This window comes from Wenyingzhuangia sp. 2_MG-2023, assembly GCF_030548295.1.
GTDB lineage: Bacteria > Bacteroidota > Bacteroidia > Flavobacteriales > Flavobacteriaceae > Wenyingzhuangia.
Map to the genome: position 1 here is coordinate 212735 of NZ_JAUOSB010000003.1, position 17380 is coordinate 230114.

Annotated in this window: 18 protein-coding genes; 6 read left to right on the forward strand and 12 right to left on the reverse strand. The window is 33.7% G+C overall.

The features are described from left to right. Nucleotides 1-29: 29 nt before the first annotated feature. From Q4548_RS06565 to sucD, 7 genes are all read right to left on the reverse strand, one after another. Nucleotides 30-476, reverse strand: a complete 447-nt coding sequence (locus tag Q4548_RS06565) for a VOC family protein (RefSeq protein WP_303452799.1) — start codon at nucleotides 474-476, stop codon at nucleotides 30-32. Nucleotides 477-706: 230 nt separating this feature from the next. Further along, nucleotides 707-1534 (reverse strand): prohibitin family protein, encoded by an 828-nt coding sequence (locus Q4548_RS06570; protein ID WP_303452801.1) that lies wholly within the window; start codon nucleotides 1532-1534, stop codon nucleotides 707-709. Nucleotides 1535-1538: 4 nt separating this feature from the next. After that, entirely contained in the window at nucleotides 1539-1811 is a 273-nt protein-coding gene (locus Q4548_RS06575) for a hypothetical protein (RefSeq protein ID WP_303452803.1), read from the reverse strand. Continuing rightward, complete coding sequence (locus tag Q4548_RS06580) at nucleotides 1811-2275, reverse strand: MaoC family dehydratase (RefSeq protein WP_303452805.1); 465 nt, start codon at nucleotides 2273-2275, stop codon at nucleotides 1811-1813. Before Q4548_RS06580 ends, Q4548_RS06575 begins: the two co-directional genes overlap by 1 nt. 35 nt (nucleotides 2276-2310) lie before the next feature. Beyond that, complete coding sequence (locus Q4548_RS06585; RefSeq protein WP_303452806.1) at nucleotides 2311-2889, reverse strand: NUDIX domain-containing protein; 579 nt, start codon at nucleotides 2887-2889, stop codon at nucleotides 2311-2313. Nucleotides 2890-2972: 83 nt separating this feature from the next. Next, on the reverse strand, nucleotides 2973-3722 hold the full coding sequence (fabG, locus tag Q4548_RS06590) for a 3-oxoacyl-[acyl-carrier-protein] reductase (protein WP_303452808.1): 750 nt from the start codon (nucleotides 3720-3722) through the stop codon (nucleotides 2973-2975). A 16-nt stretch (nucleotides 3723-3738) separates the two neighbouring features. Then, nucleotides 3739-4623 carry a succinate--CoA ligase subunit alpha gene (gene sucD, locus Q4548_RS06595; protein WP_303452810.1) on the reverse strand — a complete coding sequence of 295 codons (885 nt, stop codon included), beginning with the start codon at nucleotides 4621-4623 and terminating at the stop codon, nucleotides 3739-3741. A gap of 385 nt (nucleotides 4624-5008) precedes the next feature. On the opposite strand from sucD, the gene Q4548_RS06600 reads away from it, so the two are divergent. From Q4548_RS06600 to Q4548_RS06620, 5 genes are all read left to right on the forward strand, one after another. After that, the gene (locus tag Q4548_RS06600) at nucleotides 5009-6028 is read left to right on the forward strand and encodes a helix-turn-helix transcriptional regulator (protein ID WP_303452812.1); all 1020 of its coding nucleotides are present in this window, start codon (nucleotides 5009-5011) and stop codon (nucleotides 6026-6028) included. 196 nt (nucleotides 6029-6224) lie between these two features. Next, complete coding sequence (locus Q4548_RS06605; protein ID WP_303452815.1) at nucleotides 6225-7385, forward strand: sugar MFS transporter; 1161 nt, start codon at nucleotides 6225-6227, stop codon at nucleotides 7383-7385. A 28-nt stretch (nucleotides 7386-7413) separates the two neighbouring features. Then, a complete protein-coding gene (locus Q4548_RS06610; RefSeq protein WP_303452817.1) occupies nucleotides 7414-8556 on the forward strand; it encodes a Gfo/Idh/MocA family protein in 1143 nt (380 codons plus the stop codon). An 11-nt stretch (nucleotides 8557-8567) separates the two neighbouring features. After that, complete coding sequence (locus Q4548_RS06615) at nucleotides 8568-9626, forward strand: sugar phosphate isomerase/epimerase (protein ID WP_303452818.1); 1059 nt, start codon at nucleotides 8568-8570, stop codon at nucleotides 9624-9626. Nucleotides 9627-9670: 44 nt separating this feature from the next. Beyond that, on the forward strand, nucleotides 9671-10645 hold the full coding sequence (locus Q4548_RS06620) for a ThuA domain-containing protein (protein ID WP_303452820.1): 975 nt from the start codon (nucleotides 9671-9673) through the stop codon (nucleotides 10643-10645). 60 nt (nucleotides 10646-10705) lie between these two features. Here the strand turns inward: Q4548_RS06620 and efp are convergent, their stop codons facing one another. The 5 genes from efp to Q4548_RS06645 are packed head-to-tail and all read right to left on the reverse strand — an operon-like array spanning nucleotide 10706 to nucleotide 15753. Beyond that, nucleotides 10706-11272: an elongation factor P gene (gene efp, locus Q4548_RS06625; RefSeq protein WP_303452822.1), complete on the reverse strand. Its 567-nt coding sequence runs from the start codon at nucleotides 11270-11272 to the stop codon at nucleotides 10706-10708. Nucleotides 11273-11286: 14 nt separating this feature from the next. Next, nucleotides 11287-12069, reverse strand: a complete 783-nt coding sequence (gene lpxA, locus Q4548_RS06630; protein ID WP_303452824.1) for an acyl-ACP--UDP-N-acetylglucosamine O-acyltransferase — start codon at nucleotides 12067-12069, stop codon at nucleotides 11287-11289. 4 nt (nucleotides 12070-12073) lie between these two features. After that, on the reverse strand, nucleotides 12074-13465 hold the full coding sequence (locus Q4548_RS06635) for a bifunctional UDP-3-O-[3-hydroxymyristoyl] N-acetylglucosamine deacetylase/3-hydroxyacyl-ACP dehydratase (RefSeq protein WP_303452826.1): 1392 nt from the start codon (nucleotides 13463-13465) through the stop codon (nucleotides 12074-12076). A gap of 20 nt (nucleotides 13466-13485) precedes the next feature. After that, nucleotides 13486-14490: a UDP-3-O-(3-hydroxymyristoyl)glucosamine N-acyltransferase gene (lpxD, locus tag Q4548_RS06640; RefSeq protein ID WP_303452828.1), complete on the reverse strand. Its 1005-nt coding sequence runs from the start codon at nucleotides 14488-14490 to the stop codon at nucleotides 13486-13488. 30 nt (nucleotides 14491-14520) lie between these two features. Then, on the reverse strand, nucleotides 14521-15753 hold the full coding sequence (locus Q4548_RS06645; RefSeq protein ID WP_303452830.1) for an HD domain-containing protein: 1233 nt from the start codon (nucleotides 15751-15753) through the stop codon (nucleotides 14521-14523). Between the two features lie 76 nt (nucleotides 15754-15829). Here Q4548_RS06645 and Q4548_RS06650 point away from each other — a divergent pair, with 76 nt between their 5' ends. Beyond that, complete coding sequence (locus Q4548_RS06650; protein ID WP_303452833.1) at nucleotides 15830-17380, forward strand: bifunctional response regulator/alkaline phosphatase family protein; 1551 nt, start codon at nucleotides 15830-15832, stop codon at nucleotides 17378-17380.

Genomic DNA, 17380 nt, shown 5'->3' on the forward strand with positions numbered 1-17380 from the left:
AAATCACAAAGTACTAATCAATTTTATCTTTAACTTTCCAACCATTTTTCATAGGAAATAATTCCCAATTCTGGTTTGGGTTCTCCTTCTAAAATTGCGATAAACTCCAAACAATGACCGTCTGGATCGTCAAAATAAATAGCTACTGCAGGCATCCAAGCAAAAACCATAGGTTTTTCCGTTTTGTCCTTTAAAAAGTTGTACGGTTTTAAATCTCTAGCTTTTAAAAATCCTACAGATTTGTTTAGAATATCTTCTTTATCACACCTAAAAGCAAAATGCATGGTTACAATTTCTGTTTTGGGTTTTTCCCATAATCCCAACATATATTCTTGTGGTTTTCCTACCCAAAAAAACGCAATTCTTCTCTCATCGTTATATCCACATTTTTCCAAGCCCAATACATTTTGGTAAAAATCAATAGATTTTTCTATATTTTCAACATTGATGTGGGTTTCGTAAATTCCTTTGATCATGATTTATAGTTCTCAATTATTTCAGAAAGATTAGTGTTTTAATTTGAGAAAAGACACATTGAAATAGAATGATTCACATAATGTTTAAATCATAAATCACTGACGTCTTATATCCGTGCACTAAACACTTGATACAATAATCACAGTTCATTTTTTGATATGAAAGAAAACACCTATCAAATCTAAAAACAACTTTTGTTCATCTTATAACAAAAAAGTAAATTTATTTTTTATTGATTTCCTAAGATTAAAGGTAATCCCTCTTTTCCTGAACCAATCACAATCACTTTTGAGTTTGGAGATTTTGCCAATTCTACCGTAGCTTGAATTCCTTTTTCTTTTAAAATTTTATCAGACAAAGATTCGTTTAAAATTCTGTTGGCAGCCGCTTTTCCCTCTGCATCTATTCGCTGACGCTCAGCTTCTTTTTGTGCTTTCTGAATGGTAAATTCGTACTCTAAAAACTCTTGTTCTTGTTTTAATTTGTTTTCTATAGCAGTTTTAATTGTTGGTGGTAAAGTTACATCTCTTACCAGCACATTGTTCAACTGAATGTACTGACTCTCTAACAACTTCTTAGTCTCATCAAAAATTTCACTCTGAATCACATCTCTTTTGCTAGAATATATTTGCTCTGGTGTGTAACGCCCCACTACAGAACGAGCTGCAGATCTTAAAGAAGGTTTTATCACCGTTTCTAAGTAATTCTGTCCTTTCTTTTGATACAACAATCCTAATTTATCTGTCTGAGGTTTGTACCAAGCAGTTACCTCTAACAAAATATCCAAACCATTAGATGACAAAACTTTCATTTTCTCAAACAACTCTTGTTGTCTTACATCGTACTCATAAACTTTATTCCAAGGAGCAATAATGTGAAAGCCTTCTCCCAAAGCAGGTTTTTCTGTTTCTACACCACCTCCAAACGTTTTGAACAATACTCCTGCTTTACCAGCATCAATTGTAAGCGCTGTTTTGGAAACAAAAATAATTCCTACCACCACTAAAATAATGATGACTGGAAGTCCTTTAGGAAAATTAAATTTTTGTGTACTCATTGTGTTATTCAAATTTTAATTGATTGTTTTGTAGGGTTGCTTTTTTAGCCAACCTCATATAATCCTCTCTACCTGGTATAAAACAACAACCAGCCCTATCTACAGTATATAAAATATGTAGGTATACTACTTCTTCGGAATCTATTTTAACGTGCTTATGAATTTCCACGTCCACAGCATCTATATTAGGCCAACCACCATCTCCAGCAAACTCACTAATTTTAATTTGATGAATATTTTGTTGCACTAATATTCTTATTTCTTCTTTAGTATGCATCAATTCACAAAGTGGTATAAAAATATAATATCAGCATCTAATGCCGTTTTACGCTCTCCTTCTATTTCTATATTGATAGATAACACTGCTTTGGAAATTCCTCTTAAATTATCAATAGATTTCAACTTCGTTCTTAATCTCAATCTACTTCCTACAGATACGGGTTTGTTAAATCTTAATTTTTCAATTCCGTAATTCACTAACATTTTACTGTTATTTACCTCTATTATTTGTTCCCACAAATAAGGCATCAAAGAAAGTGTTAAATATCCGTGAGCAATAGTATTTCCAAACGGTCCTTCTTTTGCTTTTTCTGCATCGCAATGAATCCATTGATGATCTAGAGTGGCATCTGCAAATTGATTGATTCTTTCTTGAGGTACGTCTAAATATTCAGACACTCCTATTTCTTTCCCTTCGTATGCTTTAAAATCTTCAAAACTATTGATTACTACTTTTGCCATTTAGTCGATGTATTTTTATATATTATTTTTTTTATTTAGGATTCTAATAAACCATGAATCCAAGCATATTGCAACAAAATTAAAGTTTTACCATCTTTAATTTCATTGTTTTGAATACTTTTTTTCACGTCATCAAAGTTCATTTCAAAAATCAGAATATCTTCCTGTTCGTCTTCCAAACCACCGCCTGCTGATACTTTCATGCTTTCATCATAAGCTGCTACAAACATGTATGTAACTTCTGTTACCGCACCAGGAGTCATAATGACATCTCCTACGGATTTTACTTTGGGTACTCTATAGCCAGTCTCTTCTTCTATCTCCCTGATTATACACGTTTCAGGATCGTCTTTATCCAACATTCCTGCAGGTACTTCTGTCACAATCCCTTCTGAAACATGATTGATGTATGCTGGCATTCTAAACTGTTGAGTCAGTAAAACTTTTTGAGTCGCTTTGTTGTACATCAAAACTGCTGCTCCATCACCTTTGTCATACACCTCTCTTTTTTGTTCAAATACTCGTCCATCAGAAGCAGTATATTGATATACAAATTCTTTCAAAGGCTTCCATTGATTGGACAAAACTTTTTCTTGAATCTTATCTATTTTCATTGAAATTCTTTTTTATAAATATAAAAAAACTGCTCTTAAAGCAGGAACTTTAGAGCAGTTTAAATTTATTGTTTTTTATGTTTTTAGGCAGTAATCATACCTCCATCAACATTCAATGTTTGACCTGTAATATATGCAGACATGTCAGAAGCTAAGAACACACATGCATTGGCAATATCTTCTGGTTGACCTCCTCTTTTTAAAGGAATCCCTTGTCTCCATCCATCCACAACCGCCTCGTCTAACTTAGCTGTCATTTCTGTTTCTATAAATCCTGGAGCAATGGCATTGCAACGAATATTTCTTGATCCTAATTCCAAAGCAACGGATTTGGTAAACCCTAACATTCCTGCTTTAGAAGCAGCATAGTTTGTTTGTCCTGCATTTCCTTGAACACCCACAACAGAACTCATGTTGATGATAGAACCTGCCCTTTGTTTCATCATAGGACGAATCACTGCTTTTGTCAAATTGAAAACCGATTTTAAGTTGACCTCAATCACCTTATCAAAATCGTCTTCAGAAATACGCATCAACAAATTGTCTTTGGTAATTCCTGCGTTGTTAATCAAAACGTCAATTGTTCCAAATTCTTTTAATACGTCGGCAGCCAAAGTTTGTGCAGCATCAAAATCTGCAGCATTGGATTGGTATCCTTTTGCTTTTACACCAAAAGCAGTCAATTCTGCTTCCAAAGCGTTTGCAGCTTCTACCGAAGAACTATACGTAAATGCTACATTAGCACCTTGTTTAGCAAATTCCATAGCAATCCCTTTACCAATACCTCTAGTAGCACCTGTAATGATTGCTGTTTTATTTTCTAATAACCCCATAAAAATCTTTTCTTAATTATTTAGCTACTGCTGACAATACTTGTGCAATTGCTTCTCCAATTTTAGCTGGTGATGCTACAACGTGTATTCCATTTTCTGCTAAAATTTCCATCTTTGCTTGTGCAGATTCTCCTTCACCACTTACAATAGCTCCAGCATGTCCCATAGTACGTCCTGCTGGTGCAGTTTGTCCTGCAATAAACCCAACAACTGGTTTTCTGTTACCATCTGCTTTTACCCATCTTGCAGCTTCTGCCTCTAATTGACCTCCAATCTCACCAATCATTACAATAGCCTCAGTTTCTGGATCATTCATCAACATTTCTACTGCCTCTTTTGTAGTAGTTCCAATAATTGGATCTCCACCAATACCAATAGCTGTTGTAATTCCGTATCCTTGTTTTACTACTTGATCCGCAGCTTCATAAGTCAACGTTCCAGATTTAGAAACAATCCCAACATTTCCTTTCTTGAAAATGAATCCTGGCATAATTCCAACCTTTGCTTCTTCTGGAGTAATTACACCTGGACAGTTAGGTCCAATCAAACGAGCTTCTTTATTTTGTAAATATCCTTTTACTTTCACCATATCCGCAACAGGAATACCTTCCGTAATACAAATAATCACTTTGATTCCTGCATCTGCAGCTTCCATAATTGCGTCTGCAGCAAATGCTGGTGGTACAAAAATAATAGTGGTATCTGCCTCTGCTTTATCAACTGCATCTTGTACTGTATTAAAAACAGGTTTACCCAAGTGCTCTTGTCCTCCTTTTCCTGGAGTAACTCCACCTACAATATTTGTTCCGTATTCAATCATCTGTGAAGCGTGAAAAGTTCCTTCACTTCCTGTAAATCCTTGAACAATAATTTTCGAATCTTTGTTTACTAATACACTCATAATGTGATATAATGATAAATATGTTTATGTGTAGCCAAATATAGTTATATTTTCTATTCAAAAAAGAGCACACTAAGATTTTATCAGCAATTTAACGAATAACTTTAATCTTGTTAAAATAACAACCTAATCTAACCCTAAAACATGTGAATTTGTTAATCCAACAGAGAAATTTCGCTTTGTATAAAAACAAAATCTTACAAATAATTATGTTTTTTTAACATTCTATATAATGGTTTTCAAAGCTCCTTTATGCTTACATTGTAAACATATACTGTTTCTATATTAATATTTTTTAATACATATAAGCTATATTTATTATGAATAATTCAATTTTTATCTATAAATGAATTTTTTATCACAAAATAATGTTTAATTTTCTTCAATGAAATCAAACGAGCAAAATAAAATATATTACGAAGCAAATGGAATTGTATATCACGCAGACACTTGTTTGCCACTCACTGATGCTTTTGACAGAAAAAAGTTAGATTTTCAAGCACTTGCCAGACATTCTTACCCAGGAAAAAGACTGGATGAAAATACAAAAGGACTCAACAGCATAGGTTATTGGGATGCCAACACTCCACAAGATTGGGGTTTAGATTGGCATCGAAATGAAGGAATTGAGTTTCATTTTTTAGAATCCGGATACATGCCTTATGCTCAAGGAAATTCTGAAACCATGCTCGTTCCAGGAGACCTTACCATTACTCGTCCATGGGAAATTCACAAAGTAGGAAGCCCGATTATTGGAATGGGAAAATTTTACTGGGTGATTATAGATTTAGGGATCCGAAGGCCACATCAAGAGTGGGAATGGCCTGATTGGATTACGTTAACTCCTAAAGATTTGGATAGATTAACCACTGCCTTAAGAAAGAATGACAAACAAGTATGGAAAACAAACCCTAACTTTAAAGACTGTTTCTCAAAGATTTACAAAGCTATCAAACAAGACAACAATGGTAGTAGTGCTTCTTCTATTAGACTATTGGTCAACTATTTGTTACTCTTAATTCTAGAACTAACTGATAAAGAAGACATTCCTCTAAACGAAACTTTAACTGACAGTTCTAGAAGTGTGAGATTGTTTTTAGACGAACTAGAAAACAATTTACAAAACAATTGGACTGTAGAAGAAATGGCAAATTCAGCTGGAGTAGGATTGACTCGATTTACTTACCATTGCAAACAAATTACCAACTTAACTCCTATGAAGTATTTAAACATCCGAAGGTTAGAAATAGCCAAAAAATTACTTATAGAGGAACCTTATTCCAACATCACCAACATTGCTTATAGTTGCGGATTCACTTCCAGTCAATATTTTTCAACCATTTTTAAGAAATATGAAAAATGCACACCAAACGAATACAAATCTAAAAATCTCTCTACCGTTTAAGTTGTTTAATATTTTTCAGTGCAAAATTGTAAACATCTTTTTAAAATAGTTGACTAATTTTACATATATCTCATTAAAAACAGATGTATACAATAGAAACAACAACAAAAATTGTTTTAAAATAAAATTAAATCAACACTACAGATTGTTTTATGCTGCTACAAAAAGCAAAAAACGGTTCAAAAGCTACAACACTATGAGTGCAATCAAAACAAAGAGACTTTTTACAGCAAGTAGCCTTGCTCTTATTACCACTGCAATGACTTTTGCTATTAGAGCAAGATTGGAAACTGTTTTTGGACCCGAAGGTGTCGGTTTGACTTTGGAACAAATAGGTTATGCTTTTACACCAGCTTTTTGGGGATTTACCTTAGCCATGATTATTGGTGGACCTCTGGTAGATACGTTAGGTATTAAAAGAATTACTTGGATTGCTTTTGTAACACATGCAATAGGAATTGTTTTAACACTGATGGCAAACACCATGACTTCGTTGTTTATTGCAACCTTATTTATTGGAATAGGAAACGGAATGGTAGAAGCTGCACTGAACCCCATGATTGCTTCTATGTATACCAACCAAAAAACAAAAATGCTGAATAGATTCCATGTATGGTTTCCTGGGGGAATTGTTATAGGTTCTTTAGTCGGTTATTTGATTATGGATGTTTTAGGATTGGATTGGCAATATATGGTTGCTACTTTATTCCTTCCATTAATGGCCTATGGAGCACTATTTTACGGACAAAATTTTCCATTAACTGAGCGTATGCAAATGGGAATTAGCAACGGAAAAATGTTAGCTAGTTTAGGAAAACCATTATTTCTATTCATGGTATTTTGCATGTTTTTAACTGCCGCTTCAGAATTAGGAACCACACAACGAATAGAATCTTTATTAAAAACCTCTGTGACAGCTCCTTTGTTAGTTTTGGCTTTTATCAATGGAATTATGGCCTTAGGCAGGTTATTTGCAGGAAATATAGTACACAAACTAAAACCTTCGGGAATGTTGTTGTATTCTGCTATTTTAACTTTTGCTGGACTTTGGTTACTAACCATTTCTACTGGAGGAATGACTTTTGTAGCTGCTGCAGTTTTTGCTTTAGGAGTTACTTTTTTCTGGCCTACGATGCTAGGTTTTGTAGCCGAATACTTACCCGAAACTGGAGCTTTAGGACTTTCTATTATGGGAGGAGCAGGAATGTTATCTGTTTCCATTGTTTTACCAATTATGGGAAATTTAATGGACAATGCCAATGCTACCGAAGCTTTAAAAACCATGTCTATTTTACCAGCAATTCTGATTTTTTGTTTTGCAGGATTATCTATATTTATGAAAAAACAACAGAAATAATCAACAAAAATTAACCAAATAAGTATACATGAAAAAAATTAAAATGGGAATGATTGGAGGAGGTATTGGCTCTTTTATTGGAGATGTACACCGAAAAGCTGCCAGTATTGACGGAATGATTGAATTGGTCTGTGGGGCTTTTAGTAGCAACCCTAAAACTTCTATTGAATCTGGAAAAAAACTCGGAATTTCAGAAAATAGATGTTACGCCAATTACACCGAAATGATCCAAAAAGAAAAAGAACTACCTACAGAAGAACGAATGGATTTTGTAGCCATTGTCACTCCAAATCACATGCACTTTCCTCCTGCCAAATTAGCTTTGCAGAGTGGCTTTCATGTAGTTTGTGATAAACCTGTAACTCTAACTCTAGAAGAAGCTATTGAACTAGAACAAGTGATTACAGAAAGTGGAAAACTTTTTGCTCTTACACACAATTACACAGGACATCCTATGGTAAAACAAGCCAAAGCGATGATTGAAAATGGAGATCTTGGAAACATTCGAAAAATTCAAGTGCAATATTTACAAGGTTGGCTAGCAACATCTGTTGAGAAAACAGGACAAAAGCAAGCTGCTTGGAGAATTGATCCTAAAAAATCTGGAATTGGAGGAGCTTTAGGTGATATTGGTACGCATGCCGAAAACTTGACAGAATATATTACAGGGTTAAAAATAAAAGAAATTGCTGCAGACTTGGGTCGTTTTGGAGAAGGAAGAACCTTAGACGATGACGGAAATATGTTGATTAGAATGGAAAATGGAGCCAAAGGAACTATCTCTATTTCACAAATTGCTTTGGGTGAAGAAAACAATTTAGCAATTAAAGTATATGGTGAGAAAGGTGCTATTGAATGGCATCAAGAGCAACCTAATGAATTGATTACACGCTGGCTAAACGAGCCTAAAAAAATATACACTCCTAATGGTAATGGTTTGTATCCGCAAGCCTTGGAAATCTCTAGAATTCCAGCAGGACATCCCGAAGGATATTTGGAAGCTTTTGCTACCATTTACAAAAACTTCACAAAACATTTAACAGCTGTAAACAATCATCAATCTCTAGAAAAAATAGACTATCCTACCATACAAGATGGAATTAGAGGAATGAAATTTATATACGCTGCTGTAAATAGTGATCAAAACAATGCCTCTTGGGTACAAATCTAAAAACAAAAACTATGAGTACAATTAAAGGACCCGCAGTATTTTTAGCTCAATTCATGGGTAACGAAGAGCCTTTCAATAATTTAGACTCTCTGTGTAAATGGGCAGCAAATTTAGGATACAAAGGTATTCAGATTCCAACTTGGGAAACTGCATTGATAGATTTAGACAAAGCTGCAAATAGTCAAATTTATTGTGATGAATTAAAAGGAAAAGTAAACTCCTATGGCTTAGAAATCACAGAACTTTCTACACATTTACAAGGACAATTAGTGGCTGTGAACCCAGCTTACGATACCATGTTTGATGGATTTGCTCCTGACAACGTAAAAAACAATCCAAAAGCTAGAACTGACTGGGCTATTGATACCGTAAAAAAAGCAGGGTCTGCAAGCGGAAAATTAGGCCTGACTTCTCATGCTACTTTTTCAGGAGCTCTGTTATGGCATACTGTATATCCTTGGCCACAACGTCCTAATGGGTTGGTTACAATGGGCTTTGAAGAATTGGCAAAAAGATGGACTCCAATTCTAAATCATTTTGATGAACATGGTGTAGATGTTTGTTACGAATTGCACCCTGGAGAAGACCTACACGATGGTGTGTCTTTTGAACGTTTTTTAGAAGCCACCAACAATCACAAAAGAGCAAATATCTTATACGATCCAAGCCATTTTGTATTGCAACAATTAGACTATTTAGCTTTTATTGATATTTATCACGAACGCATCAAAGCGTTTCATGTAAAAGATGCTGAGTTTAATTCAACAGGAAAACAAGGTGTATATGGTGGTTATAGTGATTGGGTAGACAGAGCAGGTAGGTTTAGATCATTAGGAGATGGCCAAACTGATTTTGCCGCTATTTTCTCTAAATTAACACAGTACAATTGTGACGTATGGGCAGTTATGGAATGGGAATGTTGTCTAAAATCTCCGGAACAAGGAGCTAGTGAAGGAGCTCCATTTATTCAAAAACATATTATAGAAGCAACTCAAAAAACCTTTGATGATTTTGCTGGAGGAGAAATTGACAAGGAACAATTGAAAACTATCTTAGGATTGTCATCCTAACCAATTAAAAGAATCTAACTTTTCCTGTCTTAAATTTTAAACACATGAAAAAATTAAAATTATATTCTCTTTTATTTTTAGCAGTCTCCACGGGTAGTACTTGTTTGGCTCAAGCAAAAATAAAAGCATTGATTATTGATGGCCAAAACAACCATTCTATTTGGCCAAAATCTACCATCATGATTCAACAATACTTAGAAGAAACAGGCTTGTTTAAAGTTGATATTGCTCGAACTAAATTTGTTAATAACTCTAAAAAATTTCAAGATTGGTTGTCATTTGCCAACCTTCCTAAAAGCACAGAAGGACCTCCAAAAACAGACCCCGATTTCCATCCTGATTTTTCTAAATACGATGTCGTTGTTTCTAATTTTGGATTTAAAGCTGCTCCATGGTCATCAGAAACTCAGAAAGATTTTGAAAAATACATGAAAAAAGGAGGAGGTTTTGTAAGTATTCACGCTGCAGACAATTGTTTTCCTAAGTGGGAAGCCTACAATCAAATGATTGGTATCGGTGGTTGGGGAGGTAGAACAGAAAAAAATGGTCCTTACCTTTATGTTGATCACAATAACAAACCTCACAAAGATTACAGTCTAGGTCCTGGAGGAAAACATGCCAAAAGAACTGAATTTGTAGTAACTACTTTTAACAGTAAACATCCCATTACAAAAGGATTTCCTAAAGAATGGCTACATACCTCTGATGAATGTTACACCTATTTGAGAGGACCTGCTAAAAGTGTAACCATTTTAGCAACTTCTGTTTCTGCTCTAAAAAAAACAGAATTGAACCAAAAAGAACCTGTAGTCATGACTATTAAATATAAAAAAGGGAGAATTTTTCATACTACTTTAGGACATGATGAGACTTCTTTTAGCTCTGTAGGTTTGATTACACTCATACAAAGAGGCACAGAGTGGGCTGCAACAGGGAGGGTAACACAAAAACAACTTCCTAGTGATTTTCCAACACCTGATAAAAGTTCATCAAGAACCTTTCAATACATCACAAAATAATTACAACAAAAAAAGGCTTACCAAATTTGGTAAGCCTTTTTTTATTTGTGTAAACTACAATTATTCTTTGATACGTTCTTGGTAAGTTCCTTTTGCCGTTTCAATTTTAATTTTATCCCCTTCGTTTATAAACAAAGGAACATTTACAGAAGCTCCTGTTTCAACAGTAGCTGGTTTAGTCGCATTGGTTGCTGTATTTCCTTTGATACCTGGTTCTGTATAAGTTACTTCTAAAATAACCGACTGAGGCATATCTACAGACAAAGGCATTTCATCCTCTGCACGAACAATAATGGTAACAACTTCTCCTTCTTTTAACAAATCAGGAGCATCTAATGCTGTTTTTTCTAAAGTAATTTGATTGTAGTCATCTGTATTCATAAAGTTGAACGTATCCCCTTCTGCATACAAATATTGATACTTTCTAGTTTCTACTCTAACCTCTTCAATCTTATGCCCTGCAGAAAAAGTATTATCAATTACTTTCCCACTTGTCAAACTTTTCAATTTAGTTCTAACAAACGCAGGTCCTTTTCCAGGTTTTACGTGTTGAAACTCTGTTACTTTGTACGTATCACTATTGTAAACAATACACAATCCGTTTCTAATATCTGATGTTGTTGCCATCTAAAATTTATTTCTTAATTATTAAAATATCCTTTCATTATACCTCTATGAGAAGTTTGTATAAATCTAATGATTTCATCTCTCTCGGTAGTCGCTTCCATTTCAGCTTCTATAATTCTAATTGCTTGAGTATTGTTGTATTTACTTTGGAATAAAATTCTATAAATATTCTGAATTTCATGAATTTTTTCAGCAGTAAAACCTCTTCTTCTCAATCCTACAGAATTAATACCGACATAAGATAATGGCTCTCTTGCTGCTTTTACAAAAGGAGGTACATCTTTTCTAACCAAAGACCCACCTGTTACAAATGCATGATCTCCAATAGAACAAAACTGGTGAATAGCTGTCATTCCAGCTAAAATTACACTGTTACCAATTTTAGCATGTCCTGCCAAAGTACTTCCGTTTGAAAAAATACAATTATCACCTACAACACAATCGTGCGCAATGTGACAGTAAGCCATAATCAAACAGTTATCTCCAACAACTGTTTTCATTCTATCTGCTGTTCCTCTATTAATAGTAACACACTCTCTAATGGTTACATTGTTACCAATAATTGTAGTGGTTTCTTCTCCATTGTATTTTAAATCTTGTGGCATTGCAGAAATTACTGCTCCAGGAAAAATTTTACAATTTTCTCCAATAATTGCCCCTTCCATAATGGTTACATTTGAACCAATCCAAGTTCCAGAACCGATTGTTACATTGTTGTGAATGGTCGTGAAAGGCTCTATCACAACATTACGTGCAATTTTTGCTCCTGGGTGAATATATGCTAAAGGTTGATTCATGAGTTTATTTTATTTTCTTTGATATTTGAGCCATTAATTCGGCCTCTACTACTACTTTCCCATTGGCATAACCAACAGATTTCATATGACAAATTCCTCTTCTAATTGGAGAAATCAATTCTGCTTTAAAAATTAACGTATCACCTGGTAAAACTTTTTGTTTGAATTTAACATTGTCCATTTTCATGAAATATGTCAAATAATTTTCAGGATCTGGAACGGTACTCAACACCAAAATACCTCCACATTGAGCCATAGCTTCTACCTGCATAACTCCAGGCATTACAGGTGCTTCAGGAAAATGACCTACAAAGAAAGGCTCATTCATAGAAACGTTTTTCATTCCTACTACAAAATCGTCTCCCAAGTCCAAAATTCTATCAATCAACAAAAATGGAGGCCTGTGTGGCAATAATTTCATAATTTGATTGATGTCCATCAAAGGTGGCTGATTCAAATCATAATTAGGTACTGCATTTCTCTTTTCTTGTTTGATGATGTTTGCCAATCGTTTTCCAAACAAAGTATTTACTTTGTGACCTGGTTTGTTTGCTATAACTTTTCCTCTAATACGAGTTCCCACCAAAGCCAAATCTCCAATAACATCTAACAATTTGTGCTTTGCAGCTTCGTTTGCCCAATGCAATTCTAAATTGTCTAGAATACCATTTGTTGTTACTTTGATCTCATCTTTCCCAAAAGCCTTTTTTAGCTTTTCTAAAGTATCATCAGAAATATCTTTATCTACATAAACAATTGCATTGTTTAAATCACCTCCTTTTATTAAGTTGTGTTCCAACAACATTTCTAATTCGTGTAAAAAACTAAAAGTTCTTGCTGCTGATATCTCTTTTTTAAAGTCAGAAATGGTATTCAATGTAGCGTTTTGAGTTCCTAAAATTTGAGTCCCAAAATCTACCATTGTGGTTACTTGATATTCATCTGCAGGCATTAGAATAATTTCACTTCCTGTAGCTTCATCTTTGTAAGAAATAACCTCTTTTACTATATATTCTTCTACTTCGGCTTCTTGTTCTACAATTCCTGCTGATTCTAAAGCTTCTACAAAAAACTTAGAAGAACCATCCATTATTGGAGGTTCCGAAGCATCAATTTCAATAATTAAATTGTCTATTTGTAATCCAACAGCAGCAGCCAATACATGTTCCGAAGTATTGATACTGATTCCTTTCTTTTCAAGATTAGTTCCTCTTTCAGTTTCGGTAACAAACTCAACTCTTGCTTCAATCGTTGGGTTTCCTTCTAAATCTACACGAACAAATGTATATCCACTATTTTCAGGAGCAGGTTTAAAAACCATTGTTACATTTTTTCCAGTATGCAGACCAACACCTGTTAACGTAACCTCTTTTTGGATTGTTTTTTGTTTTAGCATTACTTATACTTTTTTAAAGCTTATTTATTTTTTAATTCTTCGATAATAGATGGCAATTTTTTGAAATAGACATACGATTTATTATAATCGTTGTAATTCATAGAAGGAATTCCTCTGATAATAGCTCCGTCTTTTATGTTTTTTGCCACTCCTGTTTTGGCAGAAATTTTCACATTATTACCAACACTTATGTGTCCTGAAATTCCAACTTGCCCACCAATCATACAATTGTCACCTACTGAGCTAGAACCAGCAATTCCTGACTGAGAAGCCATCACTGTGTTTTTACCAATTGTGGCATTGTGAGCAACCTGTGTTAAATTGTCTAATTTTACTCCTTTTCCTATAACAGTTGACCCCATAGTTGCTCTATCTATGGTAGAATTGGCTCCTATGTCTACATTGTCGTGTATGATTACATTTCCTATCTGTGGAATTGTTTTATATTCCCCTGTTTCTGTAGGAGCAAAACCAAAACCATCGGAACCAACTACAACACCTGCATGAATTTTACAATTGTTTCCTATTTCACAATCAGAATATACTTTTACACCTGCATACAAGGTTGTATTGTCTTTAACAATCACATTGTCACCAATATAACACCCTGGATATATTTTAACATTATTTCCTAAAACTGCATTGGCTCCTATATAAACAAAGGCTCCAATATAAGCATCACTACCTATTTTTGCAGTTTCTGAAATACTTACAGGAGATTCAATTCCTGATTTTTGATTTTTATATTCATTGTAAAATTCCAAAATTTGTGTAAAAGCCTGATAAGCATCTTGTACTTTTATCAAAGTAGCGCTAATTTCTTTTGCTGGTACAAAATCACTATTTACAATTACAATAGATGCATTTGTAGAATATATATAATTTGTGTATTTTGGATTGGACAAAAAAGTCATTGAACCTTTTTCTCCTTCTTCTATTTTACTTAATGTAGATACTGTAGCAGACGAATCACCAACGATCTCCCCCCCTAAAATTTCTGCTATCTGTGTTGCTTTAAATTCCATTATTGGCAAAAGTATGAAATTAAATTATATTTAACTTATTTTGACGTGTTTTGGATAGCAAAGAAAATGTTTCACTACGGGTTTTGTCAATGCTTGAATGTTTAATTGATCGGATGCTTTTACAATATCTATAATATCTCCATTTTTATAATACAAGTAAATCTTATTAGACTTGTCATTATATGCTTGATTTTCAACAGTATCTTGAATTAAAAAATAAGTAAAGGCTTCTTCTGTCCAACCTTTTTTTAACATCTGTCTTTTAATTTCTTCGATATCTTTTTCTTTAAAAGGCTCACTATTAATTTTAACTTTTAATAACTTTCTATTAATAATCATCTCAGATAACTTTGAAAGGATCTTGTCATCGTGACTAATCCAATCCTTAATAGCAGATAAAATATCATAGTCATCCAACCTAGAAAATGTCTTTAAAGTTTCTAAATCAAAATTCTCATCTACCTCTCTGTACAGAAAATAGTGCAAAGCTTTGCTAGAAGGCAACTGTACTCCTCTTTGAGCCAAATGTTTTGCTCTTGCCAATAAATTTACCAACATTTTTTCGGCAACTACACTGGTTTTGTGTAAATACACTTGCCAATACATCAACCTACGTCCTACAATAAATTTTTCTACAGAATATATTCCCTTTTCTTCTACAACCAACTTATCTTCTACCACATTTAACATGTCTATCAAACGTTCAGAGCTGATGTTTCCTTCTGCAACACCTGTATAAAAACTATCTCTTTTTAAATAGTCCATTCGATCTATATCCAGTTGACTAGACACCAATTGATTCAGAAACTTGCGTGGATATTTTCCTTCAAAAATTTCTATTGCCAAAGACAATTTTCCTTTAAACTCTTTATTTAGCTCTTTCATAAACAACAATGAAATGGCTTCGTGACTTACACCTTCAACAATGCTATGTTCCAAAGCGTGAGAATAAGGTCCGTGACCAATATCATGCAACAAAATTGCCATGCAAACTGCATTTTTTTCATCATCACTAATTTCAACCCCCTTATTTATCAATACTCTAATTGCTTTTTGCATCAAGTGCATGCAACCCACCGCGTGATGAAAACGTGTGTGATGCGCTCCTGGATATACCAAATTAGACATCCCCATTTGCGTAATTCTTCTTAACCGCTGAAAATAAGGGTGTTCTATCAAATCAAAAATTAATTTGTTAGGAATTGTAATAAATCCGTAGATAGGATCGTTTATAATTTTAACTTTATTGATTGAGCTTTTCAATTTTTGTACTTTTAAGGTAACACAAATATAAAAATCTAATCGCTTTATAGATAGTAAATCCTAGATTCTTACCCTTATGAACAATATAGAGATTCTATGGGTTGATGATGAAATCAACCTTTTGAAACCACATATCCTTTTTTTAGAAAAAAGAAACTACCACGTAACCCCATGCAGCAACGGTTCTGATGCATTGGATTTGGTAAAAGACAATTCCTTTGATATTATATTTTTGGATGAAAACATGCCAGGATTGTCTGGACTAGAAACCCTTACGGAAATCAACAACATTGTTTCCAACATTCCCATTATTATGATTACCAAAAGTGAGGAAGAATATTTGATGGAAGAAGCTATTGGTTCTAAAATTGCCGATTACCTTATCAAACCAGTCAATCCAAATCAGATTTTATTAAGCCTAAAAAAGAATTTGGAACACAACCGTTTGGTTAGTGAGAGAACAACCATTAATTACCAACAAGAATTTAGAAAAATTTCTATGGAATTGGCATCGGTAAATTCTCATCAAGAATGGGTGAGTATTTATAAAAAATTGGTCAATTGGGAATTGGAATTAGAAAACATAGATGATACAGGATTGTTGGGGATTTTAGAAAGTCAAAAACAAGAAGCCAATCAAATATTTTTCAAATTCATCAAAAAAAATTACAAAGATTGGTTTTACGATGAGGATACTCCTATTTTATCTCATCAACTATTTAAAAAAATTGTTTTGCCAGAAATAGAGAAAAATGACAAAACCTTAGTTTTGATTGTAGACAATTTAAGATATGATCAATATTTTATGATTGAAAAAAACATTGCCAATTATTACAAAAAACAATCAGAAACATCATTCTACAGCATTTTACCTACCGCTACACACTATGCTAGAAATGCTATTTTTTCTGGGTTGACACCTTTGGAAATGGCCAAACAAGAAAAAGACCTATGGATGCATGAAAACGATGAAGGTGGAAAAAACATGCATGAAGAAGAATTTTTAAAAAGACAATTGAAACGACTTAGAAAAGATCTTCCTTTTTCTTATCATAAAATTAGCAACTTAAAAACGGGTAAGGAATTGATTCAAAATTACAATCAATACAAAAACAACAAGTTTAACGTTGTAGTTTTCAACTTTGTAGACATGCTTTCTCATGCCAAAACAGACACTAAAGTAATTCGAGAATTGGCTTCTGACGACAAAGCTTATAGAGCATTGACTGATACTTGGTTTTTAAATTCACCTATGTTAGAGTTGATTAAAAAGGCACAAAAAGACAACATTAAATTAGTCATAACTACCGATCACGGAACCATAAATTGTAGCAAACCTACGCAAGTAATAGGAACAAAGGCAATAGCATCTAACTTGCGTTACAAAACAGGGAGAAGCCTTACTTACCAAGAAAAAGACGTATACGCAGAACACGATCCTAAAGATATTTTTCTGCCACAAGAACACATGAATAGTTCTTTTATTTTTGCCAAAGACAATTTGTTTTTTGTGTATCCAAATAATCAAAACCATTACACCAATTATTACAAAGATACCTATCAGCACGGAGGTGTTTCTCTAGAAGAAATGATTATTCCTTGTGTCACTTTTACACCTAAAAAATAA

Bases quoted from the DNA above. Each gene is read 5' to 3' on its own strand.
- lpxA (WP_303452824.1), bottom strand. From the start codon at position 12,069: ATGAATCAACCTTTAGCATATATTCACCCAGGAGCAAAAATTGCACGT.
- Q4548_RS06610 (WP_303452817.1), top strand. From the start codon at position 7,414: ATGAAAAAAATTAAAATGGGAATGATTGGAGGAGGTATTGGCTCTTTT.
- Q4548_RS06575 (WP_303452803.1), bottom strand. From the start codon at position 1,811: ATGCATACTAAAGAAGAAATAAGAATATTAGTGCAACAAAATATTCAT.
- Q4548_RS06635 (WP_303452826.1), bottom strand. From the start codon at position 13,465: ATGCTAAAACAAAAAACAATCCAAAAAGAGGTTACGTTAACAGGTGTT.
- Q4548_RS06615 (WP_303452818.1), top strand. From the start codon at position 8,568: ATGAGTACAATTAAAGGACCCGCAGTATTTTTAGCTCAATTCATGGGT.
- lpxD (WP_303452828.1), bottom strand. From the start codon at position 14,490: ATGGAATTTAAAGCAACACAGATAGCAGAAATTTTAGGGGGGGAGATC.
- Q4548_RS06570 (WP_303452801.1), bottom strand. From the start codon at position 1,534: ATGAGTACACAAAAATTTAATTTTCCTAAAGGACTTCCAGTCATCATT.
- efp (WP_303452822.1), bottom strand. From the start codon at position 11,272: ATGGCAACAACATCAGATATTAGAAACGGATTGTGTATTGTTTACAAT.
- Q4548_RS06600 (WP_303452812.1), top strand. From the start codon at position 5,009: ATGAAATCAAACGAGCAAAATAAAATATATTACGAAGCAAATGGAATT.
- Q4548_RS06650 (WP_303452833.1), top strand. From the start codon at position 15,830: ATGAACAATATAGAGATTCTATGGGTTGATGATGAAATCAACCTTTTG.
- Q4548_RS06565 (WP_303452799.1), bottom strand. From the start codon at position 476: ATGATCAAAGGAATTTACGAAACCCACATCAATGTTGAAAATATAGAA.
- Q4548_RS06620 (WP_303452820.1), top strand. From the start codon at position 9,671: ATGAAAAAATTAAAATTATATTCTCTTTTATTTTTAGCAGTCTCCACG.
- Q4548_RS06585 (WP_303452806.1), bottom strand. From the start codon at position 2,889: ATGAAAATAGATAAGATTCAAGAAAAAGTTTTGTCCAATCAATGGAAG.
- sucD (WP_303452810.1), bottom strand. From the start codon at position 4,623: ATGAGTGTATTAGTAAACAAAGATTCGAAAATTATTGTTCAAGGATTT.
- fabG (WP_303452808.1), bottom strand. From the start codon at position 3,722: ATGGGGTTATTAGAAAATAAAACAGCAATCATTACAGGTGCTACTAGA.
- Q4548_RS06605 (WP_303452815.1), top strand. From the start codon at position 6,225: ATGAGTGCAATCAAAACAAAGAGACTTTTTACAGCAAGTAGCCTTGCT.
- Q4548_RS06580 (WP_303452805.1), bottom strand. From the start codon at position 2,275: ATGGCAAAAGTAGTAATCAATAGTTTTGAAGATTTTAAAGCATACGAA.